Source organism: Roseibium sp. (assembly GCF_965276855.1).
Lineage (GTDB): Bacteria > Pseudomonadota > Alphaproteobacteria > Rhizobiales > Stappiaceae > Roseibium.
Genome location: NZ_OZ255700.1, coordinates 4,404,558 through 4,424,068 on the forward strand (window position 1 = coordinate 4,404,558; position 19,511 = coordinate 4,424,068).

Consider the following 19,511-nt stretch of genomic DNA (forward strand, 5'->3'; position numbering starts at 1 on the left):
GGCTCATACTTGGTCCAGACCAGCGAATATCCCCAAGATGAAGATCGCGTAAACACCGATGATGGCGTGGGAAATGATTGACGGGACCACACTGCCGGAGCGCATGAACAACCAGCCCCAAAGAAGCGACGGGGCTATTACAGCGAGCGACACGAGCGGGTTTAGGTGGGCATGAAGAACCGCAAACAGAAGTGTCGATACCAGATTGGCCACCCAGCCCGCCGGGCCGATCACGCCGGTAAGAAAACTCTGCAGCGGTGCCTGGATGGCGCAGCGGATCGCAAATTGCTGAAACAGCACCGAAACCAGATAGATTGCCAAAGCGATGAGAAACAGCCCGGGCTCCCGGACCCGGGTTCCGTCGTCCAGAACCAGGAAACTGAAGAGCTCAGGTGGCGTGGCACCATCCTCGCGGGCGAGTGAAATGAAGATCAGTTTGCCGAGCGTCATCAGGACACAGAAACCCAGCGACCAGACAATACTCTCAACCACGTAGCGCCTTTCCGGGCGCAGATTGAGCTTCAGGGTCCGGCTTTCCGGTGAGGACCAGCGGTCAAGGAAAAATGCGATGATGACAAGTGTCAGGAGTGCGATCACCGGACCAAGATCGTAGAAATGTGCTCGTGCGAGTTTCTGGATCGGCTCCAGGAGGAGGGTGAACACGCTGAAAATTGTAAGGATCGCGACGATGAAACGTCCCGTTGATGCGCGCTCGCGTTCGCGGTCGGCCGTTCGGGTCAAAAGCTCCACCCGCTCACTTTCATCTGCGAGCATCACCAGGACACCAATGCGTTCATCGGAGCCTTTCCGGTGAAGCAAAACCGTCCGGACACTGAGGTGGAGCACACCCTCCGGCCGTTCCAGGCTGATCGTTGCAACGTGTTCCTTGTCCGGCTGCCGGACAGCCTCAAGCACACAGTCTGTGAAGGCGTCGAGATCTTCCAGCGGCAGGAAGACTTCAGCAACTGTTAGGCCGACCACGTCGGTTGCCGTGAGCCCAAAGATTGCTTCAGCACCGGGATTGAACGACGTCAGTACCCCATGGGGATCAATGGTGATGATACCGTCGCGGGATGAAGCGACAATATCGTCTGTCATCGCCGCCGGAAAAATTTGCGTTTGATCCGGGTCAGTCAAAAGAGCACCGGGCTAGAGCTGAACCAAGGCGGGTTGCCGGGAAAACTGAAATTGATGTGGTCACAGAAGCAGTCAATCTGGATGAGCAGGTATTGATATGCAGCCAACATAGCCGCAACGAGCCCACTCGCGCCACCCGTCTCGTGCGGCGGTCCACTGCGGATAAAGGATTTATGCCACCTCGAACCAATCCATCATACCGGAGGCCGCATGGCCAAGCATGTGGCAGTGAACCAGCCATTTGCCGGGATTGTCGGCGACCAATGCAATCTTCACGGTTTCGCCGCGCTGGGTTGTAAACGTGTCGCGCCAGTCTGGGTGAGCCAGCTTCTCGCCGTTGCGCTCCAGAACCCGGAAATGATGGCCGTGTAGATGGATCGCGTGGGGGAAGGCGGTGTTGTTGGTGCCTTCCAAAACGATTGTCTCACCGCGTTTTGCTGAGAAAAGCGGTTTGTTGCCCATGCCCGCCTGGCCGTTGAATGCCCAGAAGTTTCCGGCCTGTACCAACTCCCGCATGGTCATTTCCTGTCCGTTCATTGTGGCCGAATGCATCCGGCCCATGGCGCCGCCCGCCATATCGAGCGGGAAAGACCGGGCGTTTGCAAGATCGGGTTCTGGGAGAGAGTTGGGCGCTGGAACTCTCAGTTCCTCCGGCTCTGCTGTCTCACCGGACACAACGAAATTGGCAAAGGTGAAAGGCTGGCCTGTCATCATCTCAAACGGGATCGGGCCTGCACTGTCTGGCTTCATCACAAGATCCATGCGCTGGGCGGGCGCGAGCTGTATGACGCCGTCAATGTCTCTGGCTGTTTCGAAGCCTTGACCGTCCAGTGCGATAACCTTGGCGCCAAAACGGGACGGGGCCAGATCAAGTACACGAGAGGCTGAAGTATTGATCATGCGGATACGGTGCCAGCGGCCTTTTGTAACCGGGATGTCGGGCAGCGATGTGCCGTTGATGGTCAACCAGTTGCCAAGCCGTCCAGCATGAGAGAAATCATGCCGGGCACCGAAGCTCGCCGTATCAAGCAGGCCATTATCGTCCAATCGCCAATCGGACAGCGAAAGGATGATGTCGGCATCCGGCGCGAAGGGATTGTCGTCCTCTTCGATAATGAGAGGACCGGCCAACCCACGTGGCACCTGGTTCCAGCTCATGTGATGGGCGTGATACCAGTATGTTCCAGCATCCGGGGCGACAAAGTCATAGTCGAAGGTCTCACCGGGCTGCACAGCTGCCTGCGTGAGCCCGGAAACACCATCCATGGCATTGTCGATCCGGATACCATGCCAATGGACTGATGTCGGTTCGTCAAGGCTGTTCTTGAAGCGAACCTTGACCCGCTCCCCGCGCTTTACACGGATTTCCGGTCCGGGGAGTTTCCCGTTGTAGAGCCAGAGATCGGACAGGCCGCCATCTTCGCCGTAAAGCCGGCCGTGCCCTTTGACGGCTTCCAGCTGAAGGAAGCCATCATCAGTCGCCGCCATCGCTAAACGCGGCATGCTCAACAGGGCTGCGGCGGAAGATGCTGATTGTAGGAACTGTCTTCTGTTCATGCTGTTGTCACGGTTATAAAGGTTTGGTCGAGCATAGGAGCCGGCATGATCCAGCTTCATAAGCCAGACCGGTCGTCCTAAGAACTATAGGAGGATAGGGTGGGGCTTCCAGTTGCAGGAAGGTCAAGCCCGTGCCGTGCAGAAGCGCTGCAGATTAGAAAGCACTCGTTTTTCGGCCAAGACCCGTGTAACGAGCCGGCTGACCAAAAGAATCGAGTGGGAGCGCGTCTTGCCTGAAATTGTCATAATTGCTGCTGTGGCCAAAAACGGGATCATTGGCGCCGACAATGATATGCCCTGGCGGTTGTCATCCGATCTCAAGCGCTTCAAAGCCATGACCTTGGGCAAGCCTGTCATCATGGGCCGGAAAACGTTTCTGTCATTTGGCGGAAAGCCTTTGCCCGGCCGTCCGCACATCGTGATATCGCGGGATCCTGACTATAAGCCGGGCGGCGCCGAAGCGGCGACCTCTCTACGGAGTGCGATAGACCGCGCGCGTGAAATTGCCGCAGACACATCAGCGGATGAGACAGCGATCATCGGCGGTGGTCAGATTTATGCGCAAGCGATGGACCTGGCTGATCGTCTGGAAATCACAGAGGTCGCTGCCGAACCCATCGGAGATACGCGGTTCCCTGAGATTGATAGGGCTATCTGGTCGGAAACTGCCCGGGTATCCGGAGAACAAACGGAAAAAGACAGTGCACCGTTCACATTTGTGACCTATCGGCGAAAATGAGCACTCATGCGATCTGTGGAGACAATTTTGAAGAATAAGCTTAACGGCGCTTGGAACGCATTTGACGCTTTGAGCCCACGGGACGTACATGATCTCTTAAAGCTGCGGCAGGATGTGTTCATGCTGGAACAGGACTGCCTTTTCCCGGAAATTGACGGCAAAGACCCGGACACAGAGCATTATTTCCTGCGGGATGAGGAAACCGGTGCTCTCGCGGGCGCAATCCGATTGTCATCGAGCCGCGATGGTGCGATCCGGATTGGCCGTGTTGTTGTGGCGCAGTCCCATCGCGGCCTTGGTCTTGGCCGCGACTTGATGCTGGCGGGCATGGAAAAGGCGCGGCAAATTGCGCCAACTGGGGAAGTGCACCTTTCCGCGCAGGCTCATCTGGAAAAATTCTATGCATCCCTTGGGTTTCGGACGGTTTCCGAAGTCTATTTGGAAGACGATATTCCCCACATCGACATGATCGCGGCGCTTTAGAATCGCCTGATGACCTTTCAAGTCCGGTTCAATACCTAATGGGGCTTGAAAATCGACGGCAAATAGCCCACCTGCGGTCCGGGAAGATCACGTTGTTCATATGGTGGGAAGCCGGGTGCTGCGTTGAAAGCACAAGGTAACCTCCCTATAACCTACGTTGAGTCAGAACGGGCGAAAGCCCAATTCCAGCCGCGGGTATCGTGGCTGGAGTTCACAGAAGGAAGTCTTGATGCCTTGGAGCAATCAGTCAGGTGGCGGTGGTGGCCCCTGGGGTGGTGGAAACAACGGCGGCCCATGGGGCGGCGGTGGAGGAAACAACAACGGTCCGTGGGGCGGTGGTCCCAATCGGGGCGGTGGCGGCGGCGGTGGCAATCCGCCCGACCTTGAAGAACTCCTGAAACGCACCCAGGACCGCATGAAAAACGTCCTGCCAGGTGGCGGCGGTGGTCTTGGCATCCTGGGCATTCTGATTGTTATTGGCCTTGGTGTCCTTGGTTGGCTCGCAACCGGTGTCTACATCGTTGACGAAGGTCGCGGTGAGGTCGGTGTTGAGCTTGTGCTTGGTAAGGTCACAGACCAGACAGGCACCGGTTTCCACTACAATTGGCCTTATCCGATCGGTGAGGTTTACAAGCCGCAGGTCGAGCAGCAGCGCGAAACCACCGTTGGTGTTGAAGAGCTCTTCACGAATACTGGCGCAGTCCGCTCCCGCGATGTTCCGGAAGAGAGCCTCATGCTGACCGGTGACGAAAACATCGTTGATGTCGGCTTCAAGGTGCAGTGGCGTATCAAAAACACCCGTGATGGCATCACAAACTTCCTGTTCAACATTCAGAACCCGGAAGGCACTGTTAAGGCAGTTGCGGAAAGCGCGATGCGTGAGGTCGTTGGCGAATCCAACATTGACGCGATCCTGACGCAGAACCGCGTGACCATTCAGAACGACGTTGCAACCTTGATGCAAAGCACTCTGGACTCCTACCAGGCCGGTATCGAGATCACCGAAGTGCAGATGCAGAAGGTTGACCCGCCGCAGCAGGTTATTGACGCGTTCCGCGATGTTCAGGCCGCACGTGCGGACCAGGAGCGGATCCAGAACGAAGCGCAAGCCTACGCCAACCGGATGGTTCCGGAAGCGCGCGGTGAAGCGGCCCGTATTCTGGAACGCGCAAATGCCTACAAAGAGCAGGCAATTGCCGAAGCGACCGGTCAATCACAGCGTTTCACCAAAATTTATGAAGAGTACAGAAATGCGCCTGATGTGACGCGCGAACGTCTGTACCTGGAAACCCTGGAGAGAGTCTTGGGTGATAACAACAAGATCATCATCGACAGCAACTCCGCTGGATCTGGCGTCCTGCCATTCCTGCCGCTGAACGACCTCAACGGTCGCGGCGCCGGCCAGTCCACCCGTACGGGAGGTAACTGATCATGCGTAGCGGTATTCTTGGTATTGTTGTCGTTGTTATCGGCTTTCTGCTCTACACCTCGATCTTCGTCGTCAATCCGACGCAGCAGGCACTTGTTCTGCAGCTCGGACGTGTCGACCGGGTGATCCAGGAGCCGGGTCCGCAGTTGAAATACCCGTTCGTGCAGAACGTAGTTTACCTCGATAAGCGGATCCTCGATTTGAACATGAGCCCGCAGGAAGTGATTGCGGCTGACCTGAAGCGTCTCGTCGTGGATGCCTTCGCACGCTACCGGATTTCAAACCCGGTCCTGTTCTATCAGCGCGTGAACAACATCCCGACGGCGAACCAGCGTCTGTCAACGTTCCTTCAGTCTTCGCTCCGGTCCGAGTTGGGTAAAGCATCCTTCGAAGCCATCGTCCGGGACGACCGGTCTGGCCTCATGGAGCAGATCCGTCAGGAAGTCTCCCAGGCGGCGTCTGAGCTTGGCATTGAAGTTGTCGACGTGAAGATCCGCCGTGCGGACCTTCCGGATGCGAACTCGCAGGCGATTTTCGCCCGGATGCAGACCGAGCGTCAGCGGGAAGCAACAGAGATCCGCGCGCAGGGTGAAGAGCAATCCCGCCGTATCCGGTCTCGTGCCGACCGTGACGCAACCGTTCTTGTTGCAGAAGCCAACCGTGATTCAGAAATCATTCGCGGTGATGGCGATGCGGAGCGGAACCGGATCTTTGCTGAAGCCTTCGGTGCAGATCCTGAGTTCTTCGCGTTTTACCGGTCCATGCAGGCGTATGAAGCCGGATTGCAGTCGGGCGATACAAGCCTGGTCCTGTCTCCGGATTCCAGCTTCTTCCGGTTCTTCAAGGACCCGACCGGCGTGAATGCTCCGGCCGGCGGTGGTGGATCTGACGATGTGGAAGATATCCGGTCACCCTCGCTCGCCGCGCAATGAATGAGCTTTTGACGGCGATCGGTTTGGTCCTGGTGTTGGAAGGAGTTCTGTACGCAATTGCGCCAGGTGGCATGAAAAATGTCATGCGCAGTGCTCTGGAAACACCGGACCAAACGCTTCGCGCCGCTGGACTAGGCGCGGCCGTTGTTGGCGTATTTCTTGTGTGGATCATCCGCGGATAGCGAAAAGTTTAAGGGCGGGAGGGGCCAAAACCTCCCGCCCGTTCTATATTGTCTGCTAAGTCCTGGGCATCGCCCAGTCCCGTTCGCACTCTCACGACAGTCACGATGGCTGGTATGGAGGATAAAGCCCTATGGCTCTGAAACTATTACGCCAAGGCATGCCGCGCGTTGTCTGTGCAACGGCGGGCATTATGCTCGGCGGTTTGATTGCGGTTACCCCCTTCCAAGGCTCTCATGCGCATGACGGCCATGGACCTGAAAGTGTCGCAGATCTTGCCGAGAACCTTGCAGATGCCGTGGTGAACATATCCACGGCTCAAACAGTCCAGGGACAGCGGTCTGTACCGATGCCGCAGGTTCCCGAGGGCTCTCCTTTCCAGGAGTTTTTTGAAGAATTCTTCAACCGCCAGAACCGCGACGATGACCAGCCACGCCGTGTCCAGTCCCTCGGCTCTGGTTTTGTTCTGGACGGTGAAGCCGGGATCATCATCACAAACAACCACGTGATCGAAGGGGCCGACGAAGTTACGGCGAACTTCAACGACGGCACCAAGCTGCGTGCCGAAGTGATTGGAACCGATGAGAAAACGGATATCGCTGTTCTCAAGGTGGAGCCGGAAACCCCGCTGAAAGAGGTCGGATTCGGCGACTCTGACGGTATCCGTGTCGGCGACTGGGTGATGGCTATCGGCAACCCGTTCGGCCTTGGTGGCACGGTCACCGTTGGTATCGTGTCTGCCCGGAACCGCGACATCAATGCAGGCCCTTACGACAACTTCATTCAGACGGATGCCTCCATCAACCGCGGCAACTCCGGTGGTCCGCTGTTTGATATGGACGGCAACGTGATCGGCATCAACACGGCCATTATCTCGCCGTCCGGCGGATCCATTGGCATTGGCTTTGCGATCCCGGCGAAGACTGCCATCCGCGTCATCGATCAGCTCCGAGAGTTTGGTGAAACCCGCCGTGGCTGGCTTGGTGTCCGTATCCAGGAAGTGACGGACGAAATCGCTGAGAGCCTTGGCATGGACGATGCGATTGGGGCGCTTGTTGCCGGCGTGACCGATGATGGTCCGGCTGCAAAGGGCAACATCGAGGCGGGAGACGTCATCATCAAGTTTGACGGCAAGACCGTTGAATCCATGCGGGAACTGCCGCGGATGGTAGCTGAAACGGCGATTGGCAAGGAAGTCGATGTCGTTGTGCTGCGGAAAGGCGAGGAAGTCACGATCCGCGTGACCCTGGAGCGCCTTGAAGAAAACCAAGTCACCGAGGCGAGCGCGCCTGCAGAGCAAGAGCCGGATCAACCTGCCGAAACCAGCAAGGTGCTGGGCATGACCTTGGCAGAGCTTGATGACGCATTGCGCCAGCAGTTTTCCATTGAAGAAGACGTGACTGGTGTCGTTGTGACCGAAGTCGAAGTTGGGTCTTCTGCAGAAGAAAAGCGTGTGATGGCAGGCGATGTCATCAAGGAAGTCGCTCAAGAGGCTGTGTCGACACCCGCCGACGTCGAAGCGGAAATCCAGAAGCTGAAGGATGACGGCCGCCGGTCAGCGCTTCTGCTTCTGTCCAACCCGACCGGCGATGTTCGTTTCGTTCCGGTTCGGATCGAGGACAACTAGGCTTTTCAACTCCGATGGAAAAAATCGAAAGGGCGCCGATGGGCGCCCTTTTTTCTTTTGTGAAAGCTCTTAGCTCAGCACAAAGTCCTGATCCGCATATCCTTGGAAATAGAGGAGGGCAGTGAGGTCGCCGTGGTCGATGCGGAAGTCGGCGGCAGCAGCGACAGCCGGTTTTGCCCGATAGGCAACACCAGCGCCTGCGCGCTCAATCATCGCCAGATCATTTGCACCGTCCCCGACCGCAATCGTGTCATCGAACGACAATCCCTTGTCTGCGACCAGCGCTTCTAGGCGCTCGCGCTTGGCATCGCGTCCAAGAATTGGCTCTGCGACAAGGCCGGATAGCTTTTCGTCATCCTCCAGAAGGATGTTGGCCTGGTTTTCATCAAAGCCGATCATGGCGGCGATCGTGCCTGTGAAGTGGGTAAAGCCCCCTGAAACCAAGGCACAATAGGCCTCATTGGCTTTCATGGTTTGCACAAGCGTACGGCCACCGGGCATGAGCGTGATGCGATTGCTTAGAACGCTGTCGATGGCAGAAAGCGGCAAGCCCTTGAGGAGGGACACCCGTTCACGAAGGGCCGGTTCGAAATCGATCTCACCGCGCATGGCCCGCTCGGTGATCTCGGATATTTTCTCTTTAAGGCCGAGCTCGGCCGCCAGTTCATCGATGCATTCCTGGCGGATCATCGTGGAGTCCATATCCGCAATCAGTAGCTTCTTCTTGCGGCTTTCCACTGGCTGAACAAACACGTCAACCGGAGCGGCTGCTATGATTTCCCGTAGCTTTGTGTCGGCAGCCCTTGCGTCGACCCCATCAAAGAAGATATCCGCAGCTACACCGGGATTAAGTGGGGTTGGCGGCGTGTCAGACTTCAGCGCCTCCGCCGCCCTTTGAGCCAAATCTACGCCTACGGCAGGGGCAGTCGGCTTTGACACCAGGGTAGCGACGAGGGACATGGACAAATCCTTTGAAACAGGGCCGGACAGTGCGCACAAGCGGCGCGCCATTCTGATAGCGGGCCCAACGGCCAGCGGCAAGTCAGCCTTGGCGATTGAATTGGCAAAACGGGTCAATGGGGTCGTTGTGAATGCCGATTCCATGCAGCTTTACGAGGATCTGCGCCTTGTCAGTGCGCGCCCATCTGAAGACGAGGAGGCAGAGGTCCCGCATCGCCTCTATGGCGTCCTGCCATCGTCGGAAGCTTTTTCGACAGGCGCGTGGTTGCGCCGGATGTCAGACGAACTGGAGCTGATCTGGTCTACCGGGCAGATCCCGGTCCTTGTTGGCGGAACGGGGCTGTACTTCAAGGCATTAACCGAGGGCTTTGCCGAGCTCCCCGAAATCCCGGAAGACGTGCGCACAAAAGCCCGCTCTCTGGCGGATGACGGTGGCGTTCCAGCGCTTAAGGCAGCATTGGCCGAGGCGGGCGACCGCAACGGCGCTGAAGGGCTCAATGATCCGCAACGCTTGGCGCGGGCGCTCGAAGTGCTTTTGACCACCGGACGGCCGCTGGCGGAGCTCCAGGCCGAACAGCAGTCACCACCGCTTTTGGACATCGACGACTGCCTGTGCCTGGTACTCGCACCGCCACGTCCATGGCTTCACGACAGGATTGAAAAACGGGCCGGCCTAATGCTGACCCCGGAGGGAATCGAAGAAGTCAAAACCCTGCTCGCGCGGGAGTTGTCATATAAATTGCCGGCCATGCGGGCCATTGGCGTAAAGGAAATCGCAGGTTTATTAACAGGCAGCCGCGATATTGGGGAAACAGAGTACCGGCTTGTTGTTGCAACGCGTCAGTACGCCAAACGTCAGGAAACCTGGTTTCGCAATCAGATGCCGGACTGGCAACGGCTTGACCCGTCAAAAGAAATTGACACTACCCGAATTGCCGATGAATTTCTGCGCGCTGAGTGAAACCAGAAGTTTGTGCAGTGCACTGTGAGTTTCACGTTAACTTGTTGTAAATACGAATATTTTCATCGATAATTTCGCATTATACTTTGGTCTGTCATGCGAAGGGCACAATTCAGGGTTACATGAGCCCTGTGAAAAGAAACGAGGCCGCGAATCCTCGTCATGGATAACTCCAAAGCCGGTATCCGGGAGGATGATATGCAGACGATAATTCTCGAATGCGACACCATTCGCCTTGTTCCGCTGTCCTTGTCGGACACCGACCTCATCAAATCACTTCAGGTAAATTGCGGTGGTAACGGATGTCTGGAAGGCAGTGATGCCTGCAAAGCCATGGCTGCCGAAAAATTCGTCCAGTCCGCGCTCCGGTCACAAGATGACTTCGGTGTCTCCCGTTGGAAGGTTGAGGCACAAGATGGGGAATTTCTGGGCTGGGCAGGGTTCACGCCCTTGTCTGAGACATCTGAAATCAGTCTTGGTTATTGCCTGCCGTCCACGCACGGAAAGATATCGAATGTGCCCCGACGTTTGTGCAAAGCGCTGACGGACTGGTTCTTTCGGGAGACCTATTTCTCCCATCTCGTATCGGTGGTGCGAGTTGATAACAGGGCCATGCGGCAGGTTATCCTGGACGCCGGTTTCACGCATCGGGAGAGCAAGGCCATTGGCGGCATGCAGGCCGATCTTTTTCAAATGCTCAGCCCGTCAATGCAGACCTATCTCATGAGCGCTTGAGGTCCACACAATCCAGTGCGTAACAAAAAAAGCGGCACCATCCGGCGCCGCTTTTTTGGTCTCAGGGATATGGACCTGCTGTCCCTTCGGATTAGACGGCCTGCAGAGCGCCTGGATTACTCGCCTGCCGACGCTGCGCCAGCTTGTTCATGGCAGAGACATACGCCCTTGCAGAGGCGACGAGCGTGTCCGTATCCGCGCCCTTACCCGTCGCGATCCGGCCATCTGCTTCCAGCCGGACGGACACTTCAGCCTGCGCGTCCGTGCCCTCGGTCACCGCGTGCACCTGGTAGAGCGACAAGGTTGCCTCGTGCGGCGAGATCGCCTTGATCGCGTTGAACGTTGCATCGACCGGGCCGTCACCGGTCGCTTCTTTTGTGACATGCTGACCGTCGACATCCATGGTCAGAATCGCCTTCTGAGGTCCGCCCGTTCCGGCAATTACCGTCAATGCGATAACCTTGGTGCTTTCGCCCAGGATGTTGATTTCATCCTCGACCAGCGCCTCAATGTCTTCGTCGTAGACGTGCTTCTTGCGGTCGGCCAGATCCTTGAATCGGCGGAAGGCGTCCTGCAGGGCATTGTCACCCAGCTCGAAGCCCAATTCACGCAGCTTGTCGCGGAACGCATGACGGCCGGAGTGCTTGCCCATGACCAAGGACGTGGCTTTGACGCCGACATCTTCCGGACGCATGATTTCGTAGGTTTCGGCATTCTTCAGCATGCCGTCCTGGTGAATGCCGCTCTCGTGAGCAAACGCGTTCTTGCCGACGATGGCCTTATTGTATTGAACAGCAAAGCCGGATGCGCCAGCCACCATTTTGGATGCGCGGACCAGGAATTGCGGATCGATTTGAGTCTCATAAGGCAGGATGTCGCCGCGGGTGCGGATCGCCATGACAATTTCTTCCAGGGACGCGTTGCCCGCACGTTCGCCCAAGCCGTTGATCGTGCATTCGATCTGCCGTGCGCCGCCGGCAACCCCAGCCAGGGAGTTGGCAACCGCCAGGCCCAGATCGTCGTGACAGTGTACGGAGAAGATGGCCTGATCAGAGTTCGGGACGCGCTCGATGATCTGCTCGAACATCGCCTTGTATTCATCCGGCGTCGCATAACCGACGGTATCCGGCAGATTGATCGTGGTCGCGCCGCATTTGATCGCGGCTTCCACACAACGGCACAGATAGTCGATCGGTGTGCGAGTCGCATCCATGGCCGACCATTCGACATCGTCGATCAGATTGCGTGAGCGGGTAACGGTGTCGGTGATGATTTCCAGAACCTCTTCCTGGTTCTTGTTCATTTGGAACTGCAAATGGATCGGGGAGGTGGAAACGAATGTATGGATCCGGCCCTTTCCCGCATATTTGACAGCTTCGCCACACCGGTCGATGTCGGCGTGAATAGCGCGGGCCAGACCGGCGATGGTTGAGTTCTGGGACCGTTTGGCGATTTCACGTACGGCTTCAAAGTCACCGTTGGAGGCGATCGGGAAACCGGCTTCGATAATGTCGACACCCATTTCATCGAGAATTTCTGCAATTTGCAGCTTTTCTTCCAATGTCATGGACGCACCAGGCGATTGTTCTCCATCGCGCAAGGTGGTGTCGAAGATGCGGATCTGATCCTTCTCGGAGGTGGCAGTCATGATGTTTCGTCCCTTAGCTGGATCGGGCCGTTTTGAGTGATCGGGTGGGGCGCGCGATCCGGATTTTCTGATGCGGTTCTAAGACTTCTCCCCTAAGTGCCCGTTCGCTTCAAAACATGCGAACAGCCGACGCTCAGGGGCATCTAAGAAGGAGGAGATCGCCAAGTAGGAGAAGGCCGCCGCGCTGCTGGATCTGCGCGTCGATAGAAGATGCTGCAATGTCGCGATGCGCGATCATGGGTCTTCTTATGGCCTTTGGTCGTTCCAAAATACGACACCAAGTCTGCTCTCAAAGAGTGACTGGTGCGTTAATCTTCGTAGTTCTTAGGGCAGGATTGTTTTTGATGCAACCAGCTTTTGCGGAGCTTACCCTGTTTGATCAAGATAGAAAGAATTCTGGAGTTCATATTTTAGTCGTTGGAACGGGCTGGCTTTGGCGGATGTTTTGCTAAAATGGATGTCCGAAACACTTTTGGGAGCAGAGCGGTGATCCGGAAGACAGCAACATTGATGTGTGCCGTAGCCGGAGCGGTCGCCTTGCTCTGTGTGCCGAACGGTCTTGCGAGTGCAGATGAGGTCGGCTTTGTCGCAGAATGGTCAGTAAAACCGGAGTTCGACGGCAAAAAGAAGCTGCGCAAGAGCATCAGTGGTGCTGCCTGCGCTCCAGTCGCTCCACCAGTATGTGTGGTCGCTCTGGATGAAAAGCAGCGAACGCAGTTTTTCACCATAGACGGTAACCGGATCATTCCGGGCAAATCCATGCGTTTGTTGCCAAAGGAGCTGAATGGCGCAAAAACCGGCGAGATCGATGCAGAAGGCGCCGCTTACGGTGACGGGTATTTCTATATCGTCGGATCGCATGGGCTGAGCCGCAAGAAATCAGAGTTCAATCCCTCCTCTTTCTTTCTGTTCCGGTTTTCGGTTGATGAACAGAACGTGTTTCCAGAGTTCGAGTTTTCCAAGAAGAAGGTTGCCCCGGACATCGAGCGGACCGATGCGCTCAGAGCGATCTTGAAAGGTGCACCGGATCCTATTGGCCAGTATGCCGAAAAGCCGCTGGGTGAGGGCGGCGGCGGTGTCAACATCGAAGGCCTCGCATACCATGATGGCCGGCTTTACATTGGCCTGCGCGGTCCTTCCGTCGATGGCCGTGCATTTCTGCGCAGCGTCAATGTCGATGCGCTGTTTTCCAACTCAAAACCGGATTTGGACGTGATTGAGTTGGCCCTCGGAAGTGGAACCGGGGTCCGGGATCTCGCCGCCGTTTCTGACGGTCTGATCGTATTGTCCGGCCCTGTCCAATCGAAGGGGGACTATGCGCTTCACCATCTCCTGTTCCCAAGCCTAACCCTCTCGAAACTGGCAGATCTAAGAATGCCGGATAAGGACCACAAAGCAGAGACCGTGTTGGTTTTGGCGGAAGACGCGGCCTCGTTTGACCTGCTTGTCATGTACGACGGCGCGACGGATGGTGGGCCACGCGAATACAGGTTCGCCAGATAGGGCCGCATGTGGTGCTTAGGGTCGACAACGAAAAGCCCCGGATCGCGCCGGGGCTTTATTTGATTGATTAGATGAGATCTATGGCCGGGCGGGTGGCCTTTGGCAACGGCCTAAAGAAACAGTTCGCCCCGGGCGACCAGCGTTGCCTGTCCGCCAACCCGGATGGCATGCATGTCGCCGTTTTCAATATCGATCTCCAGGTCGATCAGCGACGGACGGCCCATTTCAAAGCCCTGTTCGATCCGGATGTGATGGGTGCCAGCTGTCAGTCCATCATAATGCCGTATCACGCCCGCAAAAGCGGCTGCTGCTGATCCGGTCGCCGGGTCTTCCATGATGCCCATGTCAGGCGCAAACAAGCGGGCGTGGAACGCACTGTCATGAGACCGGGTTTCCCGGCAATAGACGTAGGCATCGTTATGCTCGTCATTGCCAAAGCCCTTCTTCCACATTGCGGGGACCGGCTTTGCCTGCGCCAGGGCATTCAAATCCCGGACCGGGATGAAATTGAAGGCTGGACCGACCTTGAATCGGGAAGGAGCATGATTTTCAAAGCCGATGTCTGACGGCTCCAGATTGAGCGCGGCCGCTATGAGTTCAATATTCTGCGTCGGACCAGCCGGTTCCGGCAGCGCCGGCACATCAAACTCCGCGAATGCAGTTGCATTTTCCCGCAAGATCACGGCACAGCGGACTGTACCGATCTTTTGTTTGAGGACAACCACCGCGTCCTGCTCGCCGGAAACATCCCCAAAGCGCTCAACGGCCATCAAAATCGCCGTGCCGACAGTTGGGTGGCCTGCGAAGGGCAACTCGCATTTTGGTGTGAAAATTCGCATCGAAGCGGAGTGCCCCGGATTCTCGGGAGGGAAGACAAACACGGTTTCGGACAAGTTGAACTCGCCGGCAATCTTTTGCATTTGCTCATCGCTTAAGTCCTCACTGTCCAGCACCACGGCCAGCGGATTTCCGGCCAATGCCTTGTTTGTAAAGACGTCCAAGATCGCGTAGCGGCGGCTCATGCAGTGTTCTCCCTGGAGATCGAACGCATTTCTAGTTCGAAGGTGAGCGGACTTTTACATTTCTTCGCAAGTCCCGCCAGACCTTTGCCGCGATTGTTGGTGAACAAACTCTTGCGTGGCCGGGTGCTGATGGCTGTGATTGGCGGATAGCTGCGCTAATTGCGGAATAAGCGCTTTGCGGAGATCAGAGCTCTCCAAGGACGTAAGACAGCTGGTCTGCAATGACATCTTCAGAAGGATCGATTTTGGTGGGGCGGTACCTGTGGCAGAGCCGTTCAAGCAAAAAAAAGGACTGCTCTTGGAGAAGCAGTCCTTCGAAAGGTTTCTTTGCCAGTCTGCCAATAAGCGGTAGAAATCAACCCGCCCATCTTCATACTGATTTAAAAAGTCTCAAAGTGGCCCAAGCAGAAGATAGTATGCCCGAAACAAAAAATTGCTCCCCATCTCTGCTCTACTGAAATATCATCAGCAATATGATCATGCTACTGAGCGGCTGTTCGGTCTTCAAGCCTTATTCGTCTTCGTTCTCAAATTGATAACGTTCAAATGACCAGAAGACCGCGAGGAGCGCTGCCACACACCGATCTATTACAGAACGCTGAAAGTTTAACTTCGCGCGCTTTGAATCGGTCTTTGATTGGGCTGGTTCATAGTCAAAATTGAAGACGTATTTCTTCGGCGAAGTGTCTGAAATTGCAAGGATGTGCTGGGTATCAAGCAACCTGCGGATGATCCGGTTCATGGTCGGCCGGGTAATGTTTAATTGCTGTGCCAACTTGGCCTCAGAGACACCACCTTCGCCATCAGACGCAGCGGTTATTCGCATGACAACTGCAGTAGTATCATAACTGTCCAGATTAAGATGGGTCTTTACAGAATCTATATTGTCGAAAATGAGATCAGCGATCTCAACCGCTATAGTATTGTCGCTGTTTTTACCATTTTTCATTGTTGGCGTCGCTTCTTCACAGATTGGCTGGATCTTCTCATTTTGAGAACCAATGAACAGCCATTTGAACCAAGAGTGTTGGGGTCTATCTCAATTTGACCAACTGCGGCATTGATATAACCGGCATCGATGATTGGTCGGGGGCTGGCGATCATCTTTCACGGGCGTGGCGGCGATTTATTCAATTGAGCTCTTGCGTTGGTGTTTGCAAAGGGTAAGCCTCTTCAGTTGCTGAATGCTGAAAGCCATTCAATTGATACACTCGGATAAGCCCTTTTCCGGATCTCCCATGGCTCCAGCGTTAGTATCTAGCGCAAGATGTGGTTTCCAAGCGCCCTCGCATAGGAGGCGACCTTAGGATCGGTAAGGTCTCGTCCCGATCGGATGATGCGGATGTCAGCAAGTTCCTTTTCCTCTGAGGCCATCGAATATGCGATGATGTCATGACGGAGCGCTTCGGCTGACCGGTCGCTGTCGAACACTTGCGCAACGCTGATACGAGCACCGTCGAAAACGATCAGCAAGTCGTCTGGCACAAGATCATTCAGGCGAAGCCCAGTCTCTTCCTCCAGTTCCCGCGCGATCGCCCCCTGGATGTCGATCAGCCCTGTCGGACCGACGTCAGACGGATCAAGGTTGCCACCAGGTGGGTAGATCTGACCGGCGGTTGCTGTATGAGCGGACATGACACCGTAGAGGAGTGCGCCGTCCGATGAGCGTATGACCGCCGATCCGAAGAGGTTGAATGTTGTCAGATCCGGAGCGCCCCAATCCCGCCAAGTCAGGAACGCGGCATAAGAGCATTCCGTGCACACACCGGTGAGGGCGCCATTGTCAAATGAATGACTGGTAAGCTTGAGCGTTCTGCCGTTCCACAGCTCCGGGATCCGCCTTTGTTGCTCCGCAAAGTGTGCGGATATTTCAGCGGCATTTCCCGTTTCAAAATCCCAAGGGTTTGATGAAACCGAGAGCGTGATTTCTGAAATCGGCACTACATTGCCCAAAAGTGTCTTTTCCATCAGGGGCATGAACCGGCCTGGCGCCATCTTGCTGGGTTCCTGGCCGACAGTCCTGTACTGTCTCCGCTCATAAAAGCCGCCTGCATTCACCTCACTGCGCAGAGTGACCTTGTCACAACCAATTTGACGGGCACGATCTTCGCTGCGCTGGAGAAGCAGGGTGCCTATGCTTTTCTTTTGAGCGCCTGGCGAAACATAGAGATACTCGAGCGTGACGGATTGAGGCGTGTTTTGCTTTAGTCCGGAAAAAGCGATCGCATGACCGGCGTCTTCGGCAACAATCATCTCCTGCTCGGTGATCATCTGCGATGTGATGTGCCACTGCCCACACCACTGGCACATCAGGTCTTCGGGATACCCCCAAGAGGCCTTGGCATCGTGCATGATCTGAGTGAGAGCCGGTGCATCGTCTGCAGTCGCGGCACGGAGTTTCAAAGGCATAGCTGTCCAATCAGTTATGATCAGATAGCCGTAGTGATTGAATGTGAAAGTTGCAAGGCGGTTGATGGCCTACCTGATGAACGTCCCGTTCTGGAGTTCCGTGATCGCCTGCATCAGTTCTTCACGCGTGTTCATGACGATCGGACCGTGCCACGCCACAGGTTCCTTGATGGGGGCGCCCGAGACCAGCAGAAAACGGATCCCGTTCTCACCCGCATGAACCACGATCTCGTCGCCCGTACCGAATATGACCAGAGTGCGGTCTCCGGTCTGGTCGCGGATCTTGAGCTCTTCGCCCCCGAACTCCTTTTCAGTCAGCACGCCAAATGGATCCGAAGCACCTTCAAACTTGCCTGAACCTTCGAAGATGTATGCGAAGGTCTGTTTGTAAGTATCGACCTTGAAACGTTTTTTACGTCCCGCAGGAACATGAATATCCAGATACTGCGGGTCGGCTGCAATCCCGTCGACAGGACCCTTCTTGCCCCAGAACTCCCCAATGATCACACGTGCGGATGTGCCGTCATCATCCACGACGACGGGGACGTCCTTGCCTTCGATATCCTGGTAGCGCGGTTCCGTCATTTTCAGGGATGAGGGCAGGTTGGCCCAGAGTTGAAATCCGTGCATTTTGCCGGTCTCATCCCCTTTGGGCATCTCCTGGTGCATGATCCCGCGGCCCGCCGTCATCCATTGCACAGAGCCTGCGCCAAGTGTGCCTGTGTTTCCCAGACTGTCGCCATGTTCCACGGTGCCCTTCAGCACATAAGTGATCGTTTCAATGCCCCGATGCGGGTGCCAGGGAAATCCGGCGAGATAGTCTTCAGGGCGGTTGTTGCGGAAATCGTCCATCATCAGAAACGGATCCAACATCTCCGGATCTTGAAAACCGAACACCCGTTCCAACTTGACGCCAGCGCCTTCAAGTGTGGACTGGGTTGAACCGATATGGGTGACGGGGCGAACGGACATGGCTTATTCCAGACTTTGTTGGATCTTGGTCTGGAACATAGAGGATCTGTCTCGGAAACCTATAGGGGAGCGGTTGGACGCAGCGTTTCGACATTCGAAACAATCAATTCCGATCTGCTGACAGGGACTGTCAGGATGGAGCCAGCCTTGTATCTTGCAGTTGCTTGGACCACATGCGAGTGTGCCCGCCCAAACGACCCGCAGTCTGCCGGTCTGATACATTTCAAAAAACTGGTTAGATTTTCATGGCGCCGATCCTTTCCGTCCAAGATCTGGAGAAAACCTATGATGGCGGGTTTCAGGCGCTGAAATCGGTGTCTCTTAAGATCGAAAAAGGCGAGGTTTTCGCGCTTCTTGGTCCCAATGGTGCCGGCAAGACAACCTTGATCAGCACAATCTGTGGCCTCGTCCGGCCAACGTCTGGGAGCATCACCGTTGGCGGGCACGATGCACTGAAAGACTACCGCGCGGCGCGGCGGATGATTGGTCTGGTGCCCCAAGAAATGCCGACCGCGCCCTTCGAAATGGTTGGCGATACCGTGGCCTTGAGCCGGGGTCTGTTTGGTTTGAAACCAAACCCGGACCTGGTTGAGAAAATACTCAAGGATCTGACGCTTTGGGATAAGCGCAAAAACCCGATCATGGCTCTTTCCGGCGGCATGAAACGCCGGCTTTTGGTGGCCAAGGCTCTGGCTCATGAGCCGGAGATCCTGTTCTTGGATGAGCCAACAGCAGGGGTGGATGTGGAACTGCGCCACGACATGTGGCGCATCGTTGGTGAGCTGAAGGACAAGGGTGTCACGATCATTCTGACCACGCACTACATCGAAGAAGCTGAGGAAATGGCCGACCGGGTCGGGGTCATCAACAAGGGAGAAATCATCCTTGTTGAAGACAAGAACCGTCTCATGCAAAAGCTCGGCCGCAAGGAGTTGACCCTGTCTCTCAGCTGCGCCGTAACAGAGCTTCCCCCGGAACTGCAGAAGTACGATCTCAAACTGTCCGAGGACGGCAGCAGTTTGACCTATACCTACGACACGCAAGGTGAGCGGACGGGCATCACCGCCTTGCTGACGGATCTTTCAAAAGCCGGTGTTCATTTCCATGATCTCCAGACCGATCAGTCCTCGCTGGAGGATATTTTCGTTGATCTTGTGAGAAAGGGAGACTGAGCCCTATGGCATCTGACTTTTCTGCCGCTAAGCAAGGACAAAACG

General features: G+C 55.9%; 18 protein-coding genes. 10 read left to right on the top strand and 8 right to left on the bottom strand.

Annotation, left to right across the window (positions count from 1 at the left end; all coding sequences use genetic code 11):
* Nucleotides 1–3: 3 nt before the first annotated feature.
* Nucleotides 4–1,098, bottom strand: a complete 1,095-nt coding sequence (locus ACQY4Z_RS20250) for a PAS domain S-box protein (protein ID WP_428524306.1) — start codon at nucleotides 1,096–1,098, stop codon at nucleotides 4–6.
* Between the two features lie 210 nt (nucleotides 1,099–1,308).
* Nucleotides 1,309–2,694 carry a multicopper oxidase family protein gene (locus ACQY4Z_RS20255; protein WP_428524308.1) on the bottom strand — a complete coding sequence of 462 codons (1,386 nt, stop codon included), beginning with the start codon at nucleotides 2,692–2,694 and terminating at the stop codon, nucleotides 1,309–1,311.
* Between the two features lie 229 nt (nucleotides 2,695–2,923).
* Here ACQY4Z_RS20255 and ACQY4Z_RS20260 point away from each other — a divergent pair, with 229 nt between their 5' ends.
* The 6 genes from ACQY4Z_RS20260 to ACQY4Z_RS20285 all read left to right on the top strand — a co-directional run bounded on the left by ACQY4Z_RS20260 (nucleotide 2,924) and on the right by ACQY4Z_RS20285 (nucleotide 8,084).
* Nucleotides 2,924–3,433: a dihydrofolate reductase gene (locus ACQY4Z_RS20260; protein WP_428524310.1), complete on the top strand. Its 510-nt coding sequence runs from the start codon at nucleotides 2,924–2,926 to the stop codon at nucleotides 3,431–3,433.
* Nucleotides 3,434–3,460: 27 nt separating this feature from the next.
* On the top strand, nucleotides 3,461–3,916 hold the full coding sequence (locus tag ACQY4Z_RS20265; RefSeq protein ID WP_428524312.1) for a GNAT family N-acetyltransferase: 456 nt from the start codon (nucleotides 3,461–3,463) through the stop codon (nucleotides 3,914–3,916).
* A 229-nt stretch (nucleotides 3,917–4,145) separates the two neighbouring features.
* Complete coding sequence (hflK, locus tag ACQY4Z_RS20270; RefSeq protein ID WP_209174029.1) at nucleotides 4,146–5,345, top strand: FtsH protease activity modulator HflK; 1,200 nt, start codon at nucleotides 4,146–4,148, stop codon at nucleotides 5,343–5,345.
* Nucleotides 5,346–5,347: 2 nt separating this feature from the next.
* The gene (gene hflC / locus ACQY4Z_RS20275) at nucleotides 5,348–6,277 is read left to right on the top strand and encodes a protease modulator HflC (RefSeq protein WP_209174028.1); all 930 of its coding nucleotides are present in this window, start codon (nucleotides 5,348–5,350) and stop codon (nucleotides 6,275–6,277) included.
* Complete coding sequence (locus ACQY4Z_RS20280; RefSeq protein ID WP_428524315.1) at nucleotides 6,274–6,459, top strand: DUF2065 domain-containing protein; 186 nt, start codon at nucleotides 6,274–6,276, stop codon at nucleotides 6,457–6,459. The genes hflC and ACQY4Z_RS20280 overlap by 4 nt, the downstream gene beginning before the upstream one ends.
* A gap of 158 nt (nucleotides 6,460–6,617) precedes the next feature.
* Nucleotides 6,618–8,084: a Do family serine endopeptidase gene (locus ACQY4Z_RS20285; RefSeq protein ID WP_428529619.1), complete on the top strand. Its 1,467-nt coding sequence runs from the start codon at nucleotides 6,618–6,620 to the stop codon at nucleotides 8,082–8,084.
* A gap of 69 nt (nucleotides 8,085–8,153) precedes the next feature.
* Here the strand turns inward: ACQY4Z_RS20285 and serB are convergent, their stop codons facing one another.
* Nucleotides 8,154–9,044 (bottom strand): phosphoserine phosphatase SerB, encoded by an 891-nt coding sequence (serB, locus tag ACQY4Z_RS20290; RefSeq protein WP_428524317.1) that lies wholly within the window; start codon nucleotides 9,042–9,044, stop codon nucleotides 8,154–8,156.
* On the opposite strand from serB, the gene miaA reads away from it, so the two are divergent.
* Both miaA and ACQY4Z_RS20300 read left to right on the top strand, forming a co-directional pair.
* Nucleotides 9,043–10,005, top strand: a complete 963-nt coding sequence (gene miaA / locus ACQY4Z_RS20295) for a tRNA (adenosine(37)-N6)-dimethylallyltransferase MiaA (protein ID WP_428524319.1) — start codon at nucleotides 9,043–9,045, stop codon at nucleotides 10,003–10,005. The two genes, serB and miaA, sit on opposite strands and share 2 nt — an antisense overlap.
* 198 nt (nucleotides 10,006–10,203) lie before the next feature.
* Entirely contained in the window at nucleotides 10,204–10,740 is a 537-nt protein-coding gene (locus tag ACQY4Z_RS20300) for a GNAT family N-acetyltransferase (RefSeq protein WP_428524321.1), read from the top strand.
* A gap of 91 nt (nucleotides 10,741–10,831) precedes the next feature.
* On the opposite strand, the gene ACQY4Z_RS20305 is transcribed toward ACQY4Z_RS20300, so the two are convergent.
* Nucleotides 10,832–12,388, bottom strand: coding sequence for a 2-isopropylmalate synthase (locus ACQY4Z_RS20305; protein WP_008193919.1), 1,557 nt, complete (start codon nucleotides 12,386–12,388; stop codon nucleotides 10,832–10,834).
* Between the two features lie 486 nt (nucleotides 12,389–12,874).
* On the opposite strand from ACQY4Z_RS20305, the gene ACQY4Z_RS20310 reads away from it, so the two are divergent.
* Nucleotides 12,875–13,891, top strand: coding sequence for a DUF3616 domain-containing protein (locus ACQY4Z_RS20310; RefSeq protein ID WP_428524323.1), 1,017 nt, complete (start codon nucleotides 12,875–12,877; stop codon nucleotides 13,889–13,891).
* Nucleotides 13,892–14,001: 110 nt separating this feature from the next.
* Here the strand turns inward: ACQY4Z_RS20310 and ACQY4Z_RS20315 are convergent, their stop codons facing one another.
* From ACQY4Z_RS20315 to ACQY4Z_RS20330, 4 genes are all read right to left on the bottom strand, one after another.
* On the bottom strand, nucleotides 14,002–14,913 hold the full coding sequence (locus ACQY4Z_RS20315; RefSeq protein WP_209178553.1) for a PhzF family phenazine biosynthesis protein: 912 nt from the start codon (nucleotides 14,911–14,913) through the stop codon (nucleotides 14,002–14,004).
* A gap of 511 nt (nucleotides 14,914–15,424) precedes the next feature.
* The gene (locus tag ACQY4Z_RS20320) at nucleotides 15,425–15,862 is read right to left on the bottom strand and encodes a hypothetical protein (RefSeq protein ID WP_306150097.1); all 438 of its coding nucleotides are present in this window, start codon (nucleotides 15,860–15,862) and stop codon (nucleotides 15,425–15,427) included.
* 308 nt (nucleotides 15,863–16,170) lie between these two features.
* Entirely contained in the window at nucleotides 16,171–17,322 is a 1,152-nt protein-coding gene (locus tag ACQY4Z_RS20325; protein ID WP_428524326.1) for a GNAT family N-acetyltransferase, read from the bottom strand.
* Between the two features lie 69 nt (nucleotides 17,323–17,391).
* Entirely contained in the window at nucleotides 17,392–18,294 is a 903-nt protein-coding gene (locus ACQY4Z_RS20330; protein ID WP_133946658.1) for a pirin family protein, read from the bottom strand.
* Between the two features lie 245 nt (nucleotides 18,295–18,539).
* Between ACQY4Z_RS20330 and ACQY4Z_RS20335 the strand changes: the two genes are divergently transcribed.
* On the top strand, nucleotides 18,540–19,466 hold the full coding sequence (locus tag ACQY4Z_RS20335) for an ABC transporter ATP-binding protein (RefSeq protein ID WP_428524328.1): 927 nt from the start codon (nucleotides 18,540–18,542) through the stop codon (nucleotides 19,464–19,466).
* Nucleotides 19,467–19,511 lie beyond the last annotated feature (45 nt).